Raw genomic sequence first — 21980 nt, forward strand, 5'->3', positions numbered from 1 at the left:
AACAATATTAAACTTTTAATACTTCAACAATCTGCCGGATATATTCCGGATCCGTTCCACAACATCCGCCAATCACACTGGCACCCGCGTCTGCGAGTGTCTTCATATGTCGGGCGAATTCGAAAGCTTCCATGTTGTAAATGGCTTCTCCTTTATCATTGATCAGAGGATTCCCTGCATTTGGCTTTGCGATAACGGGAATCTTTGCTCTTTTACTCATCGCTGAAACCACGGATTCCAGCTGATCCGGACCAAGAGAACAGTTGATGCCAACCGCCGCCGCATCCATCTCCTGAAGTGTTTCCATGGCTTCTAAGGCACTTCCTCCGAAGAACCCGGTACCATCCGCTTCCACGGTCATGGAACACATCATAGGAAGATCACAGACACTGGAGGCTGCATCAAGTGCTGCCATCATCTCATCCACAGCAAGCATTGTTTCTGCAACGAGAAGATCCGCTCCAGCGTTCGCGAGTGCAGTAATCTGTTCTTTATAGGCATCCAAAAGTTCTTCATACGTAAGTTCGCCATTTGGCTCAAGTCTTTTGCCTGTGGTAGTCAGATCACCGGCTATATAAGCGTTTCCCTGCACTGCCTCTTTGGAAATCTCAACAAGACGAGTGTTTAACTCCTCAACACGCGTTTCCATATGGAAATTGCGAAGACTGATCCTGTTCGCGGAAAACGTCGGTGCATAGACAATCTGTGAACCGGCCTTTATGTATTCTTTCTGCAGATCTTTAAGCACATCTGCATGTTCCAAAATCCAGAATTCAGTACTGATCCCCTTTGGCATCCCGGCTTTTGTCATATTCGTACCGGTCGCTCCGTCCAGAATAACGATGCCGGATCCAGCCAGTTCTTTGAATTCTTGTTTATTCATTCGTCTTTTCTCCTGAAGTATTTTCATCAGATGACTGTTCAGCACTTGTACTCTTGCTGCTCGTGGAAGAGCTTGAACTGTTGGTACTGCTGCTGTCTGTAGAAGGTGCTGTTGGTTGTTCCTGCTGCTTGGGTTGTTTAAAGGTATAGACATCCTTATCCGTCACCCTCAGTTTATCCCAGTACTTGGTCGTTTTGGTATCGGCCTTTTTTAACCAATCATCCAACAGCTTTTTATACTTCTCCTGTTTTTTGTCATTGATCATCAATTGTTTTTTCGCTTCTGTCTTTTCCTGATCGAACGTCTTGTCCAGACGGAGAACATAATATGCACCGTCTTTTCCTTCTATGACCTCCGGATTTACCTGACCATCCTGCAGCTTTTCAGCAGCTTTTTGAAGTGCTTCGTCTACTGTGGTTTCCTTGTCATCTTTTCCATAATTGTTCTGTGCAGCCGACAAGTCTTTATCAACTTCTTTTGCCAGTGCATCCATATCAGCATTTACAGGATCCCCGCTTGTATTAATTTTGTCAAGTATCTGCTGCGCCTGCTCTTTTTTCTTTTCTTTTTCCTTTTTGGTCAGGGCAATTGTCTTGCCGTCTTTATCTTTTTTCGTTCCGTCCGCAGACACTTTCACAAAAGTAATGCTTGTCTGAGCCGCTTCGTCATCGCTCACCTCTACCTCAATCCCATCTAAAATCTTGTTTGAGACCTTACTCTGATATGTATACAACTGGAGTGCCTCTGAGACATCTTTCTTAGTTACACCCAGTTTTTTCTGCACGTCTTTGTTATTTGCCTTCATGAAAGAGGCGGCTGCATCGTCCGCTTTTTTCATATCATCGTCACTTAAGGAAACCTGATAATCATCTGCCTTCGCCCTTAACAGATACATCTTCTCAATACTGTCAAGTACATCCTTCTTAAATTCCTCGCCGTAGGTGCCGTTTTTGGTCTTTGAGCTGAAGATCGCACTCGTACCTGCGCTCTGTCCGAACATAGAATAGTAGCTCATCATCGTGCCCTGCTGAAACCGCAGAAGAAAATTAGCCGTACCTAGATTTACAGATTCACCATCTATCTCAAATGCTTTTTGTGTACCGTCCAGTCCGGTCGTTTTCCCGCATCCGGATAAAGATGACGTAAAAAGAGAAATCGCCAATAAGCCACATGCCAGCTTAGCAGATAAATTTTTCATAATTTTCCTCCATATATTTAATCTATTCAAGTTTGTCCCTTCGGACTAGATTCTCATGTTTGTTTGCTTTATATAATTATGCCTTTTTCATGCTAGCATGAAAAAGAACACGGATTTCCCTGTGGCCTCTCGCGCCTTTTGTGATACTACGGATTGCTCCGCGCTTTAGCGCTCTCGTAATCCTACAAGCATTCGAATTCCGTCCTTTCGGACTACATTCTCATGTTTGTTTGGGTTTCAAGCTTATGCTTTTTTTCATGCTAGCATGAAAAAGCATAAGTTTTCAACCCTAGTATCACATTATATCTGGTTTTTCGATTAAGAGCAACATTTTTTTAAGATTTTTACAACATTTTGGCTCTCATTCAAGGCAAATTCTTTTTCTCTGTTTTTTTTAAGGGCAGGCTCCAGCAAAAAATATGGTCTGCTTCCGATTTTAAATGTTAACTGCCCTTGGAATTCTTTTAGTATATTGGGGATCATCTGCGGATTCAGACGTGCTCTTTCGTGCATTGTCAGTTTCACCGCATTACCCATTTGTTTGATTTCCACAATATCAGCCTGATGAGCCATCGCTTTGAGTCTCGCTACTGCCAGAAGGTTCAGTACTGACTTTGGCGGGTCTCCAAACCGGTCAACCAGCTCTTCCAGCATTTCCTCATATTCTTCATCATTTTCAATACCGGCAATCCGCTTATAAATATCTAATTTCTGATATTCGTTCGTAATGTAGGTAACAGGAATATATGCATCGAGTTCCACATCTACCGTTGTCTCAAAATCTTCCTGCTGAGGAATTCCTTTGGCTTCTTTTACAGCCTCACTGAGCATCTTACAGTAAAGATCATATCCTACTGCCTCCATATGCCCATGCTGTTCGGCACCCAGAAGATTCCCGGCACCCCGAATCTCAAGATCTCGCATGGCAATCTTGAATCCGCTTCCAAGTTCTGTAAATTCACGGATTGCGTGAAGTCTTTTCTCAGCTACTTCTTTTAGCATCTTGTCTCTCTTATACATGAGGAACGCATATGCTGTACGGTTGGAACGCCCCACACGACCGCGGAGCTGATAAAGCTGGGAAAGCCCCATCTTATCTGCATCCTGTATAATCATCGTATTTACGTTGGAAATATCAAGTCCTGTTTCGATAATAGTAGTAGTCACCAAGACATCAATTTCACCGTTGATAAATCCATACATGATCTTTTCCAGTTCACGTTCTTTCATCTGTCCGTGAGCGAACCCAACATTTGCCTCCGGCACCAGCGCAGCAATGCGATTCGTCACCTCTACGATATCATTTACACGGTTATAAACATAGTAAACTTGTCCGCCGCGAGCCATCTCACGGCTGATTGCTTCGCGAACCATCTCTTCATTAAACTCCATCACGTAGGTCTGTATAGGAACCCGATCAAGTGGGGGCTCCTCAAGCACACTCATGTCGCGGATCCCGATCAGGCTCATATGCAGCGTCCTTGGGATTGGCGTTGCTGTCAGTGTCAAAACATCCACGTCTTTTTTCAGATTCTTGATTTTTTCCTTATGGGTTACACCGAAACGCTGTTCCTCGTCAACAATCAGAAGGCCCAAATTCTTAAACTTGATATCTTTCGACAGTACCCTGTGTGTGCCGATCAGAATATCAACCTGGCCCTTTTTCAGATCCTGAAGTGTCCTTCTCTGCTCTGCCGGTGTGCGAAACCTGCACAACAAGTCAACCCGAACCGGGAAATCCTTCATTCTCTGGGTAAATGTATTGTAGTGCTGTTGTGCAAGAATTGTAGTCGGAACAAGGAATACAACCTGTTTACTGTCTTGTACCGCCTTAAACGCCGCTCTTATTGCGATCTCTGTCTTCCCATAGCCCACATCTCCGCAAATCAGACGATCCATGATTTTGCTGCTCTCCATATCCTGCTTGACTGCATCAATTGCAGTCAACTGGTCCTCAGTCTCTTCAAAAGGAAACATCTCTTCGAATTCCCTCTGCCAGATACTGTCTCCGCTGAAAGCATACCCATTTGTCTCCTGACGGACCGCATACAGAGCAACCAGATCTTTTGCAATATCTTTTACGGCCCCGCGAACCTTGCTCTTTGTTTTATTCCATTCCTGCCCGCCAAGCTTGTTCAGTCTGGGTGCCCTTACCCCAGAACCGGCATACTTCTGTAGTGCATCTAACTGAGTTGCCTGAATGTACAGATAACTTCCGCCGGAATACTCGATCTTCATATAATCTTTGATGATATGATCGACTTCAACTTTTTCAATTCCGCAATAAATTCCAAGCCCATGGTTCTCGTGAACTACATAATCACCTACAGAAAGCTCTGAAAAGTTCTGAATACTTTTCCCGTTATACTGTTTCTTCTTTCTATGCTTCCTGATTTCTTTTCCGAATATGTCCGTTTCGGTGATCAATACAAACTTCTGCAGCGGAAATTCAAATCCCTTTCGGGCATTTCCATGGATCACCATAACTTCTCCGGCATTTAGAATCCGGTTCTCATCTTCGCTGAAAAATGCCGGAATTCCTTCATTTTGTATCTCATCTGCAAGTCTTCCTGCACGTGATTTGGATGGGGATAAGAGAATCATACGATATCCGGACTTTTTCCAAGCGGCCAGATCTTTTACTAAAAGTGGAAACTGGTTATTGTATGCATTGACCGATTTCACCGTGACAGCAAAGGTGCCCCTGATTTCCCAATCTTGTTTTCTGGGTTCCATCAGGCTTAAAGCCACACTGTTTCTGCGATTCAGCTCATATGCAAGTTGTTCCGGCGTGTGAAGTTCAGGTATTTCCTTTGCCGTCACCAGCCCTTTTTCCATTCTCTGTTTCATCGCCTCACAGAATTCATCGGATAGTGCCTTTGCACTCTCGAGAATCCGGTTTGGCTCATCAATAAATATCACAGATCCATCTGGCAGATAATCAAAAAACGTATCCACCATGTCTTTTTTTGGATCGTCAGCATTCAAAAGCATCTCCGCGGCAGGATAGATCGTGATTGCATCCAGATTTTCAATAGAACGCTGACTTTCCGCATCAAAACTTCGAATGGAATCAATTTCGTCACCCCAGAGTTCGATCCGATACGGGTCATCCTCCGTCAATGGAAAAATATCGATAATTCCCCCGCGAACTGAAAACTGACCCGGCCCTTCCACCTGTGCACACCTTTCGTACCCAATCTTGGCAAGTTCTTTTTCAAATCTGGCAAGATCCACGGTTGAATCATTCTTCAGATGAAGGATATGTTTTTTGAGTATGCGAAGAGGCAGAAGGTAGTCCATACATCCCCCTGTACTGGTAATGATGGTAACTTCCTTCCGCTCAAGTATTGCCTTGACAGCCAGCATTCTCTGTCTTGTCAAAAGATTTCCCTGAACGTCCGACTGATAAAAGATCAGATCTTTAGCCGGATAAATCAGGGTGTCCGGATCATACAGCTGATAATCCTCATATAATTCTCTGGCCTTCAGATCGTTTTCCGCTACAATCAGGCGACAAGGCACATCGTCTGACAATCCCGCAATCATATGTGGCTTCTGTGATTCCAGACAGCCGCTTATGACAAAAAGACCCCGGGATTTTTTCAAACTCTGTTTCAGCTCCGAAAAGCCCGCAACGTCTTCCAGAGGCTGCATCAATGCCTTCATATGACAAAATTCCCTTCTGCGTCATCTTTATGGGGATCGGGCATCTTTCTGTTATATTGATTCATCGCTCCGTTGATATCGTCCTGCAGTATCATCTTAAGCGCATCTGCCGCATGTTCTATAGCCTCATCCACGAGTTTACGATCCTCTTTTGAAAACCTGCCGAGGACGAAATCGGCAAGATCCCAGCCCTTTGGTTTCTCGCCGACACCGATTCGAATCCGCTTAAAATTCTGCGTTCCTGTACAACCAATGATACTTTTAATACCATTGTGGCCGCCTGCGCTTCCCTTCTTTCTGATACGAATTGAACCTGGTTCAAGATTAATATCGTCATAAATGACAATCAATTCATCATCGGGGTTCGCCTTATAATAACTTACGAGTTCCGCCACAGACTCACCACTCAGGTTCATATACGTCATGGGTTTCACCAGCAGAACCTTTTTGCCGGCAATTACACCCTTTCCATAGAGCGCCTTATGTTTAAGGCCCGATGACGGTATCTGATACTTTTCGGCAAGATAATCAATGGTGTCAAAACCAACATTATGCCTGGTGCCTTCATATTGCTTTGAAGGATTCCCCAGTCCTGCTATAATATACATACTACTCTCCTGTTAACTAAAATATACGAGTTCTGACTGCGGCGGCTTGCAAGGATGTATCTCCTGTGCATACAGAACGGGACCCTCTTCTCCATAGACATCCATATACTCTATGGAAATCTTTGCAGTCACTGTCACCCACTGTCCCATAACTAATTTTCTTGCGTCTTTATTTTTACATACGTATCCGATAAACTGCGTATCCTCCGCACAGCAAGTCATGGCCATTCGACCCGGCACGAAATAATCTGCTCCGACATCTCGACTCTTGAGTACAATTCCCTTAAACGTTACCATTTTCCCCTCATAGCGCTCGGGATGGTCACCGATATCCACATAGAAGATCCCATAATCCACATCGTCAATCACGACCGGATCTGCATTCAAATCATACGGTACGGAATCCTCGAAAATATCCGTCAGTTCCCCTTCTTCATCTTCAAACAAAATCTCAGCCGCAGGATTCACAACTTTGATACTTCTCCTGAAATTCGCAAGGGGGAGATCAGAACTGCATCGGTTGAACATGACCATATCTGCATTCTTTGACATTTCCATAAAGATAGACTTCATATTGTTCATATAGATCTGGAAACTGCCTCCGTCAACTGTCACGATCTGCTGAACAATTCCCCAGCCTTTTGGAAGATTCATCTCTTCTAATCTTTTCACACTCCAAAGCGGATTATACTCTAAGATAATTCGGTCCGGATGGTATTTTTTTTGATAGGCCTCTAACATCTCCAGAGTAAAATCCTCCGGTTCTTTTACAATTTCCAGAATTGTATTATGTCTCTTAAGCATATCCTCGTCATACTCTTCTTCACCTTCCTCGCAGGCAATCAGAAGTGTCGGCTCTTCAATCTGAAAATATTCCTGCTGAACAGTAAAATCTATAAATGAAGTCTTTCCACTTTCCAGAAATCCCGTAATCAAGTAAATTGGAATATCTATTTCTTCTATTAATTCTTCTGCCATTGTTCACCTCATAAAAAGGACAAAAAGTTTTGTCCCCATAGTAAGTTTTGTTTATGGTAACTGTATCGCGGTACTTAATCAAGACCGAAAGCTTCCTGCAGTTTATCCTCTGCAAGTTCAGCGCCAATTACACAGATTCTTCCTGTATATTCCGGATCCCCGTCTCTGACATCCGTTTCACCCGGCACCATATCAAAATAGATCCACGTTCCGTCTTTCCCCTCTACCATTCCTTTAGCACGAAGAACCGTTCCAAAACAATCTTCCTCACAAAGGCGGTTCAGGATTGTTTGGAGCTCATCTTTGTCGTATTTTTTAATTGTTTCGCGTCCCCAGCTGGTGAAAACTTCATCTGCATCATGATGATGGTGATGATGGTCATGGCAGCCGCAGCCGTCCTCACTATGATCATGCTCGCAGTGCTCATGATGATGTTCATGATCGTGATGGTCATGGTCACAGCAGTGATCCTCTTCCTCCACATGCGAGAGATCAATCTTGACTCCCTCTATTGTATCGAGGAGTTTCTCCCCATCCAGTTCGCCTACTGGTGTTGTGATAATGGTCGCATCTGGATTCAATTCACGGATTAGTTTCACTGCCGTCTCCACTTTTTCTTCCGTGGCTTTCTTTGTATCTGTACGACTTAATATGATAGTTCCCGCTGCTTCCACCTGGTTTCTAAAAAACTCTCCAAAGTTTCTCAGATACATCTTGCATTTCGTGACGTCCACAATAGTGGTTGCACTGTTTAAAGCAACTTCAGAATCCATCTCTAATCCTTCTACGGCATGAATTACATCTGAAAGCTTGCCCACACCTGAGGGTTCAATGATGATACGATCTGGGTGGTATTTTTCAATTACCTCCGTGAGAGCTGTTCCGAAGTCTCCGACCAGAGAGCAGCAGATACATCCCGAATTCATTTCCCGAATCTCAATCCCGGCTTCTTTTAAGAATCCTCCGTCTATGCCAATCTCTCCGAATTCATTTTCAATCAATACTACCTGCTGTCCTTTTAAAGCATTTGACAGAAGATTTTTGATGAGTGTCGTCTTTCCGGCTCCCAAAAAGCCGGATATTATATCAATTTTAGTCATCGCCTAAAATATCCTTTCAATAAAAAGAGGTTAACAGTGTTTTAAGGGGCGAAAGATTGACTTCCGCCCCATTTACGTAAACCATTATACATCCAATTCTAAAAACTGTAAACCATTATACGCGAATAATATAATTCTCTTTTCTGGGAGCAGCTGTCGGTTCCTGATCCGAGTAGCCTAACAGACAGTTTCCGACACCAATATATTTTTCAGTATCCAGTCCCCAGCCTTTCATCATCTTTTTGCCTTCCTCAGATTCAAAGACTTCTCTTGCGCGATGAATCCAGCAGGAAGAAACTCCGATAGAATATGCGGCATTCATAAGGTTTCCGATAACCAGGCTTCCATCTTCCACGGCTGTACTGACATTCTTATCAGCAAAAACAACTATGACGGTTGGTGCTCCATAAAAGGGATCCGAAGTAACGCCCATCACTTTTGCGTTCATCTTCGACATCTTCGCAATAATCTCTGGATCCTGAACAACCACCATGACTGCGGATTGTTTTCCTGAACCGGATGCAGCATACGTGCCAGCCTTTAAGATCTGATTCAGATCATCTCTTGAAACTTGTTCTCCCTTATAAGAGCGGATACTCCTGCGGTTTAATAATGTCTGTAATGTTTCATTCATCATCTTTTACCTCTCTTTCCTACCTATAAGTATACATGTCTCAATTTCCACATTCAATACTGATCTCATTAAATTTATCCAGAATCCGGTCGATCTCTATCTTATCTTTTTCATCTCCGGCATAATCCATAACCGCCCTGCCCTGGTGCATCATCACAAGCCGGTTTCCATAGTCTACGGCATAACGAAGATTATGTGTAACCATGATGGTTGTAAGCTTTTTCTCTTTTACAATTTTATCCGTCAGCTGCATGATAAGCTCAGCAGTTTTTGGATCCAAAGCCGCTGTGTGCTCATCCAGAATCAAAAAACGAATCGGCGTCAGCGTAGACATCAGAAGGGCCATCGCCTGCCGCTGCCCGCCTGAGAGTACTCCGACTTTCACATCCATTTTATCTTCCAGCCCCAGACTCAGTTTCTTCAGACTGTCCCTGTAATAGTCCATCCGGTCTTTTTTCTTCCCGGCACGAAGCCCATAAAACTTCCCTTTATTGTCAGCCAGAGACATATTCTCGGCAATTGTCATGTTTGGACATGTTCCCATCGCCGGATTCTGGAACACTCTTCCGATATATTGATTTCGCTTATATTCTTTATCATTCGTGATATTCTTCCCGTCGATCAGCACTCTTCCGGAATCAAGACCGATACTTCCGCAGATCAGATTCAAAAGAGAGGTCTTGCCTGATCCATTGCTGCCCACCACGGATACAAACTGTCCGTCTTCCACGGTTATATTGAAGTCCTCAAACAGGCACATCTCGTTGATGGTTCCAGGATTATAATATTTATGAATATGTTGTAATTCAAGCATTCACTTTCACCTTCTTCTTTCGGTCCATGCCGATAACCAGAATCACGAGGAACAAAAGTGCCGTGATCAGCTTTGTAGCCTTGTCTCCCGCCACTTTAAGAGCAAGTGCCACACAAGCCTTGTAGATGATCGAGCCGATCACCACCGCTGTAGTTGTCTTCATAAATGACGCTTTCTTGAAGAAACTAATGCCGATGATGACACTTGCAAGGCCAATTACCAGAGAACCGGTTCCCATGGAAATGTCAAATACCCTCGACTGTTGTGCGAAGACACATCCACTTAAAGACACGAGACCATTCGAGATAGCAAGACCAAGAATCTTTATATTTCCCTTGTCCTTGGCAAGAGACGTCACAATCACATCGTTATCTCCCACCGCCCGCAGAAGATACCCTGACTGCGTCTTCATATAGATATCCAGCAGAATCTTGCAGATGAGTACAATCACTAAAATCACTGCAATATTCCACCATCTCGGTGCTTTCCCCTGAAAGATTGAATCCGTAAAATGATTCTTAAAGATGGTCTCTTCCGAAAACAACGGCACATTGTTCGTTCCGGCGATAAACAAATTGATGTTGTAGAGTCCAGTCATCACAATAATTCCGGATAAGAGATCGCGTACTTTAAGTTTCACATGAATCAGACCCGTGCAGACTCCGGCCGCCATCCCGGCGGCAAAAGAGACAACCAGGGTCAGATACGGATTCATCCCTCCCCGAATCAGAGCCGCGGTCACTGCCGCTCCCAGCGGAAACGTAGAATCCACGCCAAGATCCGGAAAATCCAGGATCTTATACGTGATATAAACTCCCAGTGCCATGATCCCATAGATCAGACCCTGTTCTAAGATGCTCATCAGAAAGTTCATGCTTTAGCCTCCATCCTATTATGATACCCCTCTTGTTTTATATTTCGTGTTTCCACAATCCACAGGTATTCTCTATTTCCCGCTGATCTTTGTAAATGACTCCACGGCCCGTTCTTTCATGGTGTCAGGAATCGTGATCTTAAGGCCTTCTGCTGCTTTTTCATTTACATATAAGCTGCTTTTTGTCACAGTTTCATATTTTATCTCAGATGCCTTCTTATCACCTTTTAGCACCTGGGCTGCCATTCTTCCCGTCTGTTTCCCAAGTTCGACGTATTCAATTCCTTCCGCTGCCACGCAGCCTTTTTTGACCTGTTCAATCTCACTTCCAAATACCGGGATGTTCTTTTCATTTGCCATTCCAAGCACTGTCGGCAGCGCACTCACTACTGTGTTATCCGTTAAATTCGTAAGACAATCCACACCGTCGAGAAGATCTGCTGCCGCAAGCTGGATCTCCGAAGTATTCGTCACCCCTGATTTTTTTATCTTAAATCCGTATTTCTCAGCAAGTTTTTCGTACTCCTCGATGCTGGACACTGAGTTTGCCTCACTTGTCGTATAGAGAATTCCGATCGTCTTTGCATCCGGAAGGACGTCACGTATCATCGCAAGCTGTTCCTCAATCGGAAGCTTATCACTCGTTCCCGTGACTTCCCCTGTTGGTTTTTGATTAGCGTCGGCAAGCTGTGCTTCCACAGGATCTGTCACAGCAGTGTAGATGACTGGAATATCCTGATCCATGGCCGCGTTATAAGCCGCCTGAGCACTTGGCGTGGCGATTGCACAGATCAGATCCACTTTATCTGATACAAAGTTTGAGGCAATCTGATTTGCCATGGATGTGTCTGCATCTGCGTTCTTCACTTTAATCGTAAGGTTCTTTCCCTCTTCGAATCCTTCTTCCTTTAAGCCCTCAATAAAGCCTTTTTTGCAGTTATCGAGAGAACCATGTTCTGCGAACTGACTGATTCCAATCGTGTACTGTGATTTTGATTCTTCTGTACCACATCCGGTCAAAACAGCTGCCATCATCGTCATACTTAAAAATAACGCCATCCTCTTTTTCATATTGATCTCCTTTTTAATACAATGGGACTCCTGTCACTTTACCTTAGTTTTTCCTGATTTCTGTGCTTGATACTGCGGCAATTCTTTTACCTGTTTTTTGGTGCAAAAAAGCGTCCCAGGTTCACATCCCTGAGACGCCAATAATATTATCTATTATCATCGCGGTACCACTCAAATTGACTCATCGTCCACTCTTTGCGTACAAACATACGCTCCTCATTGATAACGGGTTTGGTTCCCGGCAGCTCCTACTCTGATGATTTCAGGCTGCCCTCGAAAGTCCATTCAGCAATAACCTCCATACGGCATTCCCAGCAACAGCCGCTCTCTTTGATTTCATTTAAAGCCTACTCGTCTTTCTCAACGGTTTCGTTTATATAGTTATACAGTATTACAGAAAAGAAGATTTGTCAATAGATTTTCTTCTGAATATCTCTCAAAATCCAGATTCCCGGATTTTCATACCCTTAACCGAAATACACTGCTTTCCCTGTTCTTGCTGATTCATAGATGGCTTCCAGGAGCTGAGTGACAACAATAGCCTGCTCTGGTTTTACAATCAGTTCTTCGCCATTTACTACCGCATTATAGAACACTCTTTGTTCAATATCAGAGTCCTTCTCTTCTTTTCCATCATAAAAGGCAACTCCACCGGCACCAAGTGCTGGCTTTTCCACGCACTGGTGATTATACTGAACACGATTGATTCTGAGTCCGTCCTTCATGTCCGCACCTGCTTTGGTCCCGCAAAGACTGGTCTTTGCCTCATCCACATCGAGGGAGTTCAGTGCCCAGGAGGATTCCAGGACGATAGTTGCACCATTCTTCATCTTGATAAAACCAAAGGCTGAATCTTCCACAGTGAATTTTTCAGGATCCCAGTCACCCCAGGCATTTCCTGCCTCTCTTTGATCTCCAAGTTTGTAGAATACAGATCCCATGACTGATTCCGGTTCATAGTTATCCATCATCCAAAGCGTCAGATCAAGGGCATGTGTTCCGATATCAATTAATGGACCCCCACCTTGCTCTTCCTCATTCAGGAAAACACCCCATGTGGGCACGGCACGTCTGCGGATCGCATGCGCTTTTGCGTAATAGATATCTCCCAGATCTCCACTCTCACACGCTCGTTTTAAATAAGCAGAATCGGCACGATATCTGTTCTGGTAGCCGATCGTCAGAATCTTGCCTGTCCTCTTCGCTGTATCCAGCATTTTTTTCGCATCCGCATAAGTCTTTGCCATAGGTTTCTCGCACATCACATGCTTTCCTGCTTCCATTGCCGCAACGGCGATCGGACTATGCTCTCTGTTTGGAGTCAGGCAATAAACTGCCTCAATGTCATCTTGCCTTACCAGTTCCATATAATCAGTATAAACTCTGGTTTTTTCCGTTCCGTATTCTTTCTTTGCTTTCTCGGCTCTCTCCACAATCAGATCACACACAGCAACAATTTCAAAATTTCCATTCTTTTTAATTGCTGGGAGATGTTTTCCGTTTGCAATTCCTCCACAACCTACAATCCCAATCTTTAACTTTCTCATAACAGTTCTCCTGTCTCACTCATTCTATGATTTGTCTATTTCATCCACGGAGCAGGTGTAAAGCTGCCGCCTCTGCACCATTTCAGATATTCCATTCCATGAATCTGAGAGGTCATCTCCCAGTCTCCTCCATAAACCGGATCGTGGTAGCCCTCAATACAAATATCGCCTTCATATCCGCCTTTTTGCAGAATCGATATGATATCCGTCCAATTGCAGTCTCCGTATCCCGGAGTTCTGTGATAAACAAAATCTTTGACATTAAAAATACCATATTTCCTGATAGCATCATGATCGATCGTTGCATCTTTTCCGTGGATATGAACGATTTTTTTCACCCATTCTTTCAGCTGGGCTATGGGATCAATCAGTTGTACCATCTGATGTGTTGGCTCCCATTCAAGTCCGAAGTTTTCTTCCGGTACTTCGTTAAACATCTTCTCCCATGCTTTGGGATTGAATCCTATATTGCAGGTAGCTTTGTCATAGGTTCCACCCATCGGGCAGTTTTCAATTCCTATGGTGATATTCTTGTCCGCTGCTCTCTTTGTCAGCTCCCTGAATACTTCACCAAATTTGGGGATTGCCTCATCCACCGGCCTCCCTTCATATGCACCTGCGAATGTATACACATTGGAAGCACCAAAGTATTCGGCTGAATCGATGACATACTCCAGAGCTTTCTTGTGCTCCTCATATTGAATCGGATTGCAGTAAAGACCTATGCCTGTGATTGGGATATCTCTGTCCCCGATGATCTCTTTTACCTGCTTGGACAATTCCTTTAGGTCCGTATTCTCCAAAGACATATGGAACGTCATCTGGAATGTCTCAAATCCTTGATCCACCATATGTGGCAGCCAATCTGCTGCCTTTACTCCCGGTACACAAGTTCCGATTTTAATTTCCTTCATATTCACTTTCCCCCTGGCAGTTATTGTGATCCCAGTTCAATGTTTTCAGATATTCTATGCTCAGTCTTGCATCTTCTATCGGTGAATGTTCCGTGTGTCCATCCTGTTCCACGATCACCCACTGTGCTCCTGACTCAATAGACGCTGTAAGGATTTCCTGCATATTCTGAATTCCGTAACCCACTGCCCGAAATTCAACCGGTTTCTTCCCGGTAAAATCCTTCAGATGTACCACCGGGCATCTGCCCTGATACTTTCTGACGTAGGCTGCAGGATCTTCCCCTGCTGCCTTTACCCAGCAAGTGTCAATCTCCGTCTGCAGATCTTTTGGCTCGATTTGCTGATAAAGTGTATCGAGAACATATTCTCCATTCAATGCCCTCTGAAATTCAAAATCATGGTTATGGTAAAGCAGTGTCATATCATATTTCCGGCACTCTTTCGCAATGGAAGGAATCTTTTCCAGCATCTCTTGATAGGCTTTCGTCCCATATCGCTCGCCCTCTCCAAGATGAGGAATCGCAAGATACGTGCAGCCAACCACCGCATAGTCCGCCACTGTTTTCTCCATGTTGTCTTTAAGTTCAACGTATGGAACATGGGCCGAGATGGGCTCCAGTCCAATTTCATGAAGCCAGTCGTGAATCTGCTGCGGAGTATGTCCGTACAAACCTGCAAGTTCTACTCCGTCATAGCCGATCCTTTTTATTTCTTCCATAGTTTGAATAAAATTTTCCTGCGCCTGCTCCCGAACCGAATATACCTGTAATCCAATCGGTAATTTTGCCATAGAAACACCCCCCGTTTATTTTTCAAAATCCAAAATTTGCTTCGATTTCGCCGATTCAAAAATCTTCTCCATCAATTTCATAACGCGCATCACTTCTGAAAGTTTGATTCTCGACTCTTCTTCCCCTCGGATCACAGCCATAACATTCCTGTAAAACTCACGAATATCACTTCTGACAACTGGAAGTTCATATCTGTGGATCGTGTCTTCTCTGCGGGGAGCCATTGTCTTCGTAAGACCCGCCGCTGTTCTTACCGGAACCACGTCTTTTTCATCAGAACCGGCAGCACATACGATCTCTCCGGAGAGATCCCAGTCCCTAATGACGGCTGTTCCATCCTGTCCGAGCATATACCATCTGGGCAAAGATACAAAATTGTTTGTGCCGACCTCAACCAGAACTTCGGTGCCACTTTCAAATGTGAGCACCGTCGTAAACCCATCCTCGACCAGTTGATTCGTCACATTCGTAAATGTTGCATAGACTGTACTCAGTTTCTGACCTTTCATCATCATCAGGATCTGGTCCAGCATATGGACTCCCCAATCCAAAACCATTCCGCCGCCGTGTTCTTTTTCCTGACGCCAGTCTCCCGGAATTCCATGCGCGCCATGTACTCTCGATTCAATCCGGAATACATCGCCCAGCTTATGTTCATCATATATCTTCTTGATTGTCAGAAAATCTTCGTCCCAGCGTCTATTTTGATGCACCGTGAGAAACATTCCCGTCTCCCTTGATACATCAATCATTTCCTGCAGATCTGCGGAAGAAAGTGTGATTGGTTTTTCGCTGACCACGTTCTTTTTGGCCTTCATCGCATCAATTGCGATTGGTTTGTGCAAATCATTTGGCGTGGCAACCAATACCAGCTCTATTTTGGGGTCTGCGAGCAGTTCTTCTCTGCTCTTATATACGTGCAGTCCACATTCTTCTGCAAAATCTTCTCTTTCTTTTTTGATGTCATAGATCCCGGCTATCTCAAGTCCGTCTATCCCTGAGATTGTCTCTCTGTGCCAGTTAGCCATTCCGCCGAAACCAATTATACCTATTTTCATGTCTTTTTCCTGTCCTTTTTCATTTTCAAGCCCAGTACATGGCTCCTCTGTCTTCAAAGATAAGTACGTTCTTCAGACACTGAATTGCCTTCTGCAGTCCCTCTCTTCCGGACATAAGACTGTCTTCATGTTCAATGCTGATTGCATAGTCATAACCTGCCAGGCGAAGCTCTGATATGATATCTTTCCAGTACTCCTCGCCATGTCCGTATCCTACGGACCTGAAGATCCAGGAACGGTTGATCTCATCACTGTAATGTAGTGTGTCCAGCACACCATTAAGCTTTGTATTGGCCACATCAATCTTTGTATCCTTTGCATGGAAGTGGAAGATTGCTCCCTCTTTTCCAAGTTCCCGGATACAAGTGCAGGGATCCATTCCCTGCCATACCAGATGACTGGGATCAAAGTTTGCACCAATCTCCGGTCCGACTGCTTCTCTAAGTTTCAATAATGTCTTCGTGTTATACACGCAGAATCCCGGATGAAGCTCCAGACCGATCTTATGTACTCCATGTTCCCTGGCAAATGCAGCCGTATCCTTCCAATATGGGATCAGCACCTCATTCCACTGATAATCAAGTATTCTCTGGTAGTCATCCGGCCACGCACAGGTCACCCAGTTTGGCTCCTGATCTTTATAGCTTCCGCCCGGACACCCGGAAAATGCATTTACAACCGGAACTTGCAGCTTTTCTGCAAGCAAAATTGCATTCTTCAGATCGTGATCATCTGCCTTCGCAATTGCCTCCTGTGGATGAACCGGATTGCCGTGCGCACTCAGTGCACTAATCTGTAAGTGATGCCTTGCAATTATTTCCCCAAACTCCCTGAGCTTTTGATCATCGGCGAGCAGCACTTCGGGATCGCAGTGAGCCTTTCCCGGGAATCCTCCGCATCCGATCTCAATCATCTGTACGCCGCTGTTCTCCAGATACGCACACGCATCCTCCAGTGACATATCCCCCAATACTACCGAATACACTCCTAACTTCATCGTAAAACCTCCATTCGCCCTTCCAGGCTTCCCTTAAAACTAATTATGATGATACCTGCAGACCAAAAGTCCTGCTTTTTCATGCAGGCATGAAAGCAAAACTATTGATCCTCTTGGTATCATCATATATAATTGGCAGACAAATTAATACCAAACCTTTGCTATAGATCCATACGATTCTGCTATTTCTCTTAGTTTGTAGTCGTATGCATTGTCCCAATCCGCTCCCAGACCTCTGAGGGCGAAAAACCATATTTTTTCTTAAAAAGTCTCCCAAAATTGTTGTAGTCTGTAAACCCCACAACCGCAGCAACCTCTGCAACATTGAGTTCCTTTTGCTGCAGCAGCAGATATGCTTTTTGAAGCCGCACTTCATTAATATAATTTAAGGGACTTTGACCCATACTCTCCTTAAACAGATGGCAGAATCTGGATTCACTTAGATGTACGACTTTTGCAAGCTCCTGATTACTCAGCTGTTCTGTGTAGTTCTTCTGTATATACTGGAACACAGTGTTCAGGCGGTCCAGATCACGATTTCTCTTCAGATGTTCTTTATCCGATATGCTCTCGACAACATAATATCGCATCAGATACGTCAGCAGTTCATAGATATCAGACTTGACTGCCAATTTGTATCCAAGTTTTTTCTCGCTGTCCTCTTTTCGAATCTCCAGAAGCAGTCTTTTGATCTTGTCATCAGACTCAATCAGCGTCTGAAAGATCATATTGTAATTTACAATCTCCTCCGAGAATTTGTCCAGTTCAAATATAATCACTAATGCATCGAAAACAGGAGTCTTCGTCACACCCGTATGTAATTCGTTGCTGTTTATAACGATCAGATCCCCAGCTTTCCCATACACTGGTTTATGGTTACAAAGAAATACTGCAGCGCCATCCAATATATAATGCATCTCAATATGTTCATGCCAGTGTTCACTGAAAATCGTTCGGATTTCTCGTATATTATTTTCAAAAATCTGTACAGGAAAGTCCTTGTCCTGAATAATCTTCTTTTCATAAAGATTGATTTCATGCATATGATTTACCTCGAATCAAACATTAATGTGCTACACTACCTGCATAGCTCATTTTTATTAATTTTACCATTTACCATGACAAAATCAACCTTTATATTCTCGTCAAAAATAATTAAATCTGCATCTTTTCCCTCTTCTATGGAACCTTTATCTGTATCAATATGAAGAAGCTTTGCCGGATTTAAAGTCAGCATCTTTACTACCTGGTATAGTGGCGCATCCGTGTACTGATAAAAAGTTCCAAGCAATCTGTCAGTCGTTGCTACACTTCCGGCAAAAGAAGTTCTGTCGGGTAATTTTGCCACCTTATCTTCCACGATAACAGGAACCCCCATTTTTTTATTTCCCAGTATGTATTTTCCATCAGGCATACCGGCCGCACGCATGGAATCTGTGACAAGACAAATCCTGTCCGGCCCTTTAATTTTGTAGATCAATTGAAGCAGCTCTTTAGGTAAATGGCTCCCATCGGCAATCACTTCAACATATAAGTCGTCCAGAAGATATCCTGCTTCAACGGCTCCTGCTACACGATAGGAATTTTTTCTTGTAACAGATAACATGCCTGAATAAAAGTGCGTCAATGCGCGTAACCCGTTTTGATAGCCTTCCACCACCTGTTCACACGTAGCTTCGGAATGAGCCAGAGAACTTACTACTTGATGTTTATTTAATTCCTGAAGGAATTCCTTTGAACCATCCAGTTCAGGAGCGAACGACCATCGCAGGATTCTGTCAGTCTTAGATAAAGCTTCCCTATATTCATCTTTATCCGGATTTCTTAAAAATTGGGGATCCTGAGCTCCCCTCTGACTATATGCGAAATATGGTCCTTCCAGATGTAAACCTAAAATATTAGGAAATCCCTCACGCTTCCTGTCTATTTGATTGAATAACCCAATAAACTCAAGCAGCGACTCCTTGCTGCCTGTAAGAGTGGTTGGCACAATGGATGTAGTTCCAAACTGCATATGAGCCTTCGAAGCATTATAAATGTCTTCCAACGTTCCGTCCATAAAATCATACCCACCACCCCCATGTGTATGTATATCAATAAATCCGGGAGAAAGGTATCTGCCGTCAGCATTAATCACTTCATCGTGTGGTTCATCTATGCACCCATCAAATACAACTTTGTAGATCTTGTCCCCTTCGGTCATAAGCTGGCCGTCTCTGATACCCATAACTGTAACTATTTTTGCATTTTTTATTAATATTCTTTTCACTTGGAGCACCTGCATTCCTGGTATTTATAAAAGAGAAGCTGAGTCCGAATCAAGAAAAAGTTCCACGTCCTGATGCATCTTTAACATGGTTGCCGGAACTTGATTTGTTACCGGATTCTTAAACATATCGCTGATTGCTTTCGCTTTCGCTTTTGACGGAACACAAGATACAATATGTTTACACTGCATAATCTGATAAACGGTCATTGATATAGCCTGATCGGGAACATCATCTATTGAGGCAAACCATCCTTCAGAAACCTGTTGTCTCTTACAAGTGTCATTTAAATTTACTACAATATAAGCTTCTTCTGTGCCAAAATCCGCCGGCGGATCATTGAATGCAATATGAGCATTCTGGCCTATCCCTATTAGTCCCAGATCAATTGGTTCCCTGCGAAGTTCTATTGTAAGTTTCTCAATTATTTCTTTTATGTCTCCTTCTCCATTAACCAGATGGTAATCCTTGATATTTGTCTTATCAATAAAGCGTTCTTTCAAATACTTCCGAAAACTTGCCGGATGGCTGACAGGCAGATTTATATATTCATCTAAGTGAAACATCTCTACCTTTTCCCAGTCAATATCTTCCTTAATCAGGGCTTTGAGCGTGTCAAACTGAGATGCCCCTGTAGACAGGATAATTCTTGCTTTTCCATTCTTGTCAATCGCATCATTTATAATATCCGCAGAATACCTCGCAGCTTCCTGACCTAATTCTATCGAGTTTTTTAAAATATTTGTATGCATTTCTAATTTCATCCTTTCAGTTTTCATATCAGTATCACTTAATTTCTTTACAATATGTTTCCAATAACTTATACTATAGTCTACTAGTGTTAATGATACCAGGGTCAAAAGGTCCTGCGTTTCATCTATCAAAGGCGGTGTTCTTATGTATGATCCCTATACCAATAAAACTTTTGGTGACGATATTTTGATAAATAGAGCCGATGATTCCAAAAACACTACAAAGCGGTGGGATCATTATCATGACTTTTACGAAATATATTATTATTATGGTAATGAGATGAATTACTTCATCGATAACAAGGTATATACTGTTAAGAAAAATGATGTGGTCTTTATTCAGCCATATCTTTTTCACCGTACCGTATACCGAAGCGGAAGCACAAGAAAAAGAATACTCATCCTCTTTCATCCCAAAATCTTAGAGTATATAAAAACATTAGATGAGCCACTTCACCATGCAATTTCCAGCCTCTTTTCAACCAAGAAAATATTATCCTTATCGAGCGTGAAAAGTAAGCAGCTGCTCCATAATTTTATCATGCGTCTTTACGAAACATCTGTTCAAAGTTCTTCGTATCAGTCGCTAAAGATGCAAAATGACCTCATAAACCTGTTTATAACATTCGATGACCTGTCTTCTGATGAAGTAAAAGATAAATCTGCCCCTATGCTTTCTTCAAAAGAAAAGCTGGTATCAAATGTCATAGAATACATCAATCACAATTATACTTATGATATTACACTTGAAACTATTTGCGAAGAATTATTTGTCAGCAAATATTACTTATGTCATACCTTTAAAGAAACCACAGGGGTTACGGTTATTAATTTTGTAAATAAAAAACGGCTGTCCGAGGCGGAACGTCTGCTTCGGTATTCCTCTCAAAGTATTACTGATATCTGCCATCTGGTTGGCTTTAACAGCATTGGTCACTTTATTAACCTTTTCTCAAAATACTATGACTGCACTCCGGGCACTTTTCGCAAAAGGCTGCAATAGTTACCCTTTAACACCAGAACTAATATCTCCCTGAACAAAGTACTTTTGTGAGAACAGGAAGACTATGATAACAGGTGCCATTGTAATTACAGATCCCGCCATTTTTACACCGACATTGGCAGCCGCTATGGGGGATTGATCAAGTGTCAGCAAACCCATGGTCAGGGTATATTTTTCTCTCGATTGAAGATATAGCAGAGGACCCATGGTATTATTCCAGGCACCGATGAAAGTAAGGACAATAAGGGTCATCATCGTCGGTTTTGATAAAGGCATATATATCTGAAACAGGATCCTAAGAGGATTACATCCGTCAATAAGAGCTGATTCATACAATACATCCGGCATACTTCTGTAATTTTGATTAAATAAAAAGATGCCCGTTGCCTGTCCCAGAAAAGCAGGAAGGATCAGAGGTAAAAACGTATCCAGCATCCCCGCTTTCGACCAGATAAAATATGTCGGTATCATAGTTACCTGAGCCGGCATCATAAGTGTTGCAAGCATCAGAGTAAATAGAATTTTCTTTCCGACAAAATCAAATTTTGCAAAACCAAATCCCACAAGTGCAGATGACAAAACAGTTCCAACCAGATTGAATACAACTACAAAAAAGCTATTTCCTAAATATTTTAAGAAGGATAACTCATTGAGTACTATCTTAAAATTACCCAGTGTGATCGGATTCGGAATATACTGGGGTGGAATTTTCATAACATTATCTACCGTCTTCAGAGAATTCGACAGCACCCATAGAAAGGGTATTAACATTATGAATGCGCCCAGCGTCAGCACTATATAATAAAATATTCTTTTCATATC

Annotated in this window: 20 protein-coding genes; 1 reads left to right on the forward strand and 19 read right to left on the reverse strand. The window is 43.1% G+C overall.

The features are described 5' to 3' along the window. Positions 1–7: 7 nt before the first annotated feature. From INP51_RS15490 to INP51_RS15575, 18 genes are all read right to left on the reverse strand, one after another. The gene (locus INP51_RS15490) at positions 8–883 is read right to left on the reverse strand and encodes a homocysteine S-methyltransferase family protein (RefSeq protein ID WP_193735640.1); all 876 of its coding nucleotides are present in this window, start codon (positions 881–883) and stop codon (positions 8–10) included. Continuing rightward, a complete protein-coding gene (locus INP51_RS15495; RefSeq protein ID WP_193735641.1) occupies positions 876–2081 on the reverse strand; it encodes a peptidylprolyl isomerase in 1206 nt (401 codons plus the stop codon). Before INP51_RS15495 ends, INP51_RS15490 begins: the two co-directional genes overlap by 8 nt. A 318-nt stretch (positions 2082–2399) precedes the next feature. Beyond that, complete coding sequence (gene mfd, locus INP51_RS15500; RefSeq protein WP_193735642.1) at positions 2400–5750, reverse strand: transcription-repair coupling factor; 3351 nt, start codon at positions 5748–5750, stop codon at positions 2400–2402. Beyond that, the gene (gene pth, locus INP51_RS15505) at positions 5747–6358 is read right to left on the reverse strand and encodes an aminoacyl-tRNA hydrolase (RefSeq protein ID WP_193735643.1); all 612 of its coding nucleotides are present in this window, start codon (positions 6356–6358) and stop codon (positions 5747–5749) included. Before pth ends, mfd begins: the two co-directional genes overlap by 4 nt. 12 nt (positions 6359–6370) lie before the next feature. After that, positions 6371–7336: a TIGR03943 family putative permease subunit gene (locus tag INP51_RS15510; RefSeq protein ID WP_230406830.1), complete on the reverse strand. Its 966-nt coding sequence runs from the start codon at positions 7334–7336 to the stop codon at positions 6371–6373. A gap of 74 nt (positions 7337–7410) precedes the next feature. Beyond that, positions 7411–8436 (reverse strand): CobW family GTP-binding protein, encoded by a 1026-nt coding sequence (locus tag INP51_RS15515; RefSeq protein WP_193735644.1) that lies wholly within the window; start codon positions 8434–8436, stop codon positions 7411–7413. Between the two features lie 115 nt (positions 8437–8551). After that, positions 8552–9070 carry a nitroreductase family protein gene (locus INP51_RS15520; RefSeq protein WP_193737409.1) on the reverse strand — a complete coding sequence of 173 codons (519 nt, stop codon included), beginning with the start codon at positions 9068–9070 and terminating at the stop codon, positions 8552–8554. A 40-nt stretch (positions 9071–9110) separates the two neighbouring features. Continuing rightward, positions 9111–9884: an ABC transporter ATP-binding protein gene (locus tag INP51_RS15525; RefSeq protein WP_193735645.1), complete on the reverse strand. Its 774-nt coding sequence runs from the start codon at positions 9882–9884 to the stop codon at positions 9111–9113. Beyond that, positions 9877–10758 (reverse strand): ABC transporter permease, encoded by an 882-nt coding sequence (locus INP51_RS15530; RefSeq protein WP_193735646.1) that lies wholly within the window; start codon positions 10756–10758, stop codon positions 9877–9879. The genes INP51_RS15525 and INP51_RS15530 overlap by 8 nt, the downstream gene beginning before the upstream one ends. 72 nt (positions 10759–10830) lie before the next feature. After that, on the reverse strand, positions 10831–11829 hold the full coding sequence (locus INP51_RS15535) for an ABC transporter substrate-binding protein (protein WP_193735647.1): 999 nt from the start codon (positions 11827–11829) through the stop codon (positions 10831–10833). 467 nt (positions 11830–12296) lie between these two features. Further along, positions 12297–13376 carry a Gfo/Idh/MocA family protein gene (locus tag INP51_RS15540; RefSeq protein ID WP_193735648.1) on the reverse strand — a complete coding sequence of 360 codons (1080 nt, stop codon included), beginning with the start codon at positions 13374–13376 and terminating at the stop codon, positions 12297–12299. Positions 13377–13411: 35 nt separating this feature from the next. After that, entirely contained in the window at positions 13412–14290 is an 879-nt protein-coding gene (locus tag INP51_RS15545; protein WP_193735649.1) for a sugar phosphate isomerase/epimerase family protein, read from the reverse strand. Then, positions 14277–15080 (reverse strand): sugar phosphate isomerase/epimerase family protein, encoded by an 804-nt coding sequence (locus INP51_RS15550; protein ID WP_230406831.1) that lies wholly within the window; start codon positions 15078–15080, stop codon positions 14277–14279. Before INP51_RS15550 ends, INP51_RS15545 begins: the two co-directional genes overlap by 14 nt. Positions 15081–15095: 15 nt before the next feature. After that, positions 15096–16139 (reverse strand): Gfo/Idh/MocA family protein, encoded by a 1044-nt coding sequence (locus tag INP51_RS15555; RefSeq protein WP_193735650.1) that lies wholly within the window; start codon positions 16137–16139, stop codon positions 15096–15098. A 25-nt stretch (positions 16140–16164) separates the two neighbouring features. After that, complete coding sequence (locus INP51_RS15560; RefSeq protein WP_193735651.1) at positions 16165–17136, reverse strand: sugar phosphate isomerase/epimerase family protein; 972 nt, start codon at positions 17134–17136, stop codon at positions 16165–16167. Between the two features lie 191 nt (positions 17137–17327). Continuing rightward, on the reverse strand, positions 17328–18179 hold the full coding sequence (locus INP51_RS15565; RefSeq protein WP_193735652.1) for an AraC family transcriptional regulator: 852 nt from the start codon (positions 18177–18179) through the stop codon (positions 17328–17330). 35 nt (positions 18180–18214) lie between these two features. Further along, on the reverse strand, positions 18215–19405 hold the full coding sequence (nagA, locus tag INP51_RS15570; protein WP_193735653.1) for an N-acetylglucosamine-6-phosphate deacetylase: 1191 nt from the start codon (positions 19403–19405) through the stop codon (positions 18215–18217). Positions 19406–19429: 24 nt separating this feature from the next. Then, positions 19430–20167 carry a glucosamine-6-phosphate deaminase gene (locus INP51_RS15575; RefSeq protein ID WP_230406832.1) on the reverse strand — a complete coding sequence of 246 codons (738 nt, stop codon included), beginning with the start codon at positions 20165–20167 and terminating at the stop codon, positions 19430–19432. Positions 20168–20300: 133 nt separating this feature from the next. Here INP51_RS15575 and INP51_RS15580 point away from each other — a divergent pair, with 133 nt between their 5' ends. Further along, positions 20301–21158 carry an AraC family transcriptional regulator gene (locus INP51_RS15580; RefSeq protein WP_193735654.1) on the forward strand — a complete coding sequence of 286 codons (858 nt, stop codon included), beginning with the start codon at positions 20301–20303 and terminating at the stop codon, positions 21156–21158. Here INP51_RS15580 and INP51_RS15585 read toward each other — a convergent pair whose 3' ends face one another. Continuing rightward, positions 21159–21977: a carbohydrate ABC transporter permease gene (locus INP51_RS15585; protein ID WP_207736886.1), complete on the reverse strand. Its 819-nt coding sequence runs from the start codon at positions 21975–21977 to the stop codon at positions 21159–21161. It lies immediately after the preceding gene. Positions 21978–21980: the final 3 nt, after the last annotated feature.

Origin of the sequence: Blautia liquoris (assembly GCF_015159595.1) — a bacterium.
GTDB lineage: Bacteria > Bacillota > Clostridia > Lachnospirales > Lachnospiraceae > Novisyntrophococcus > Novisyntrophococcus liquoris.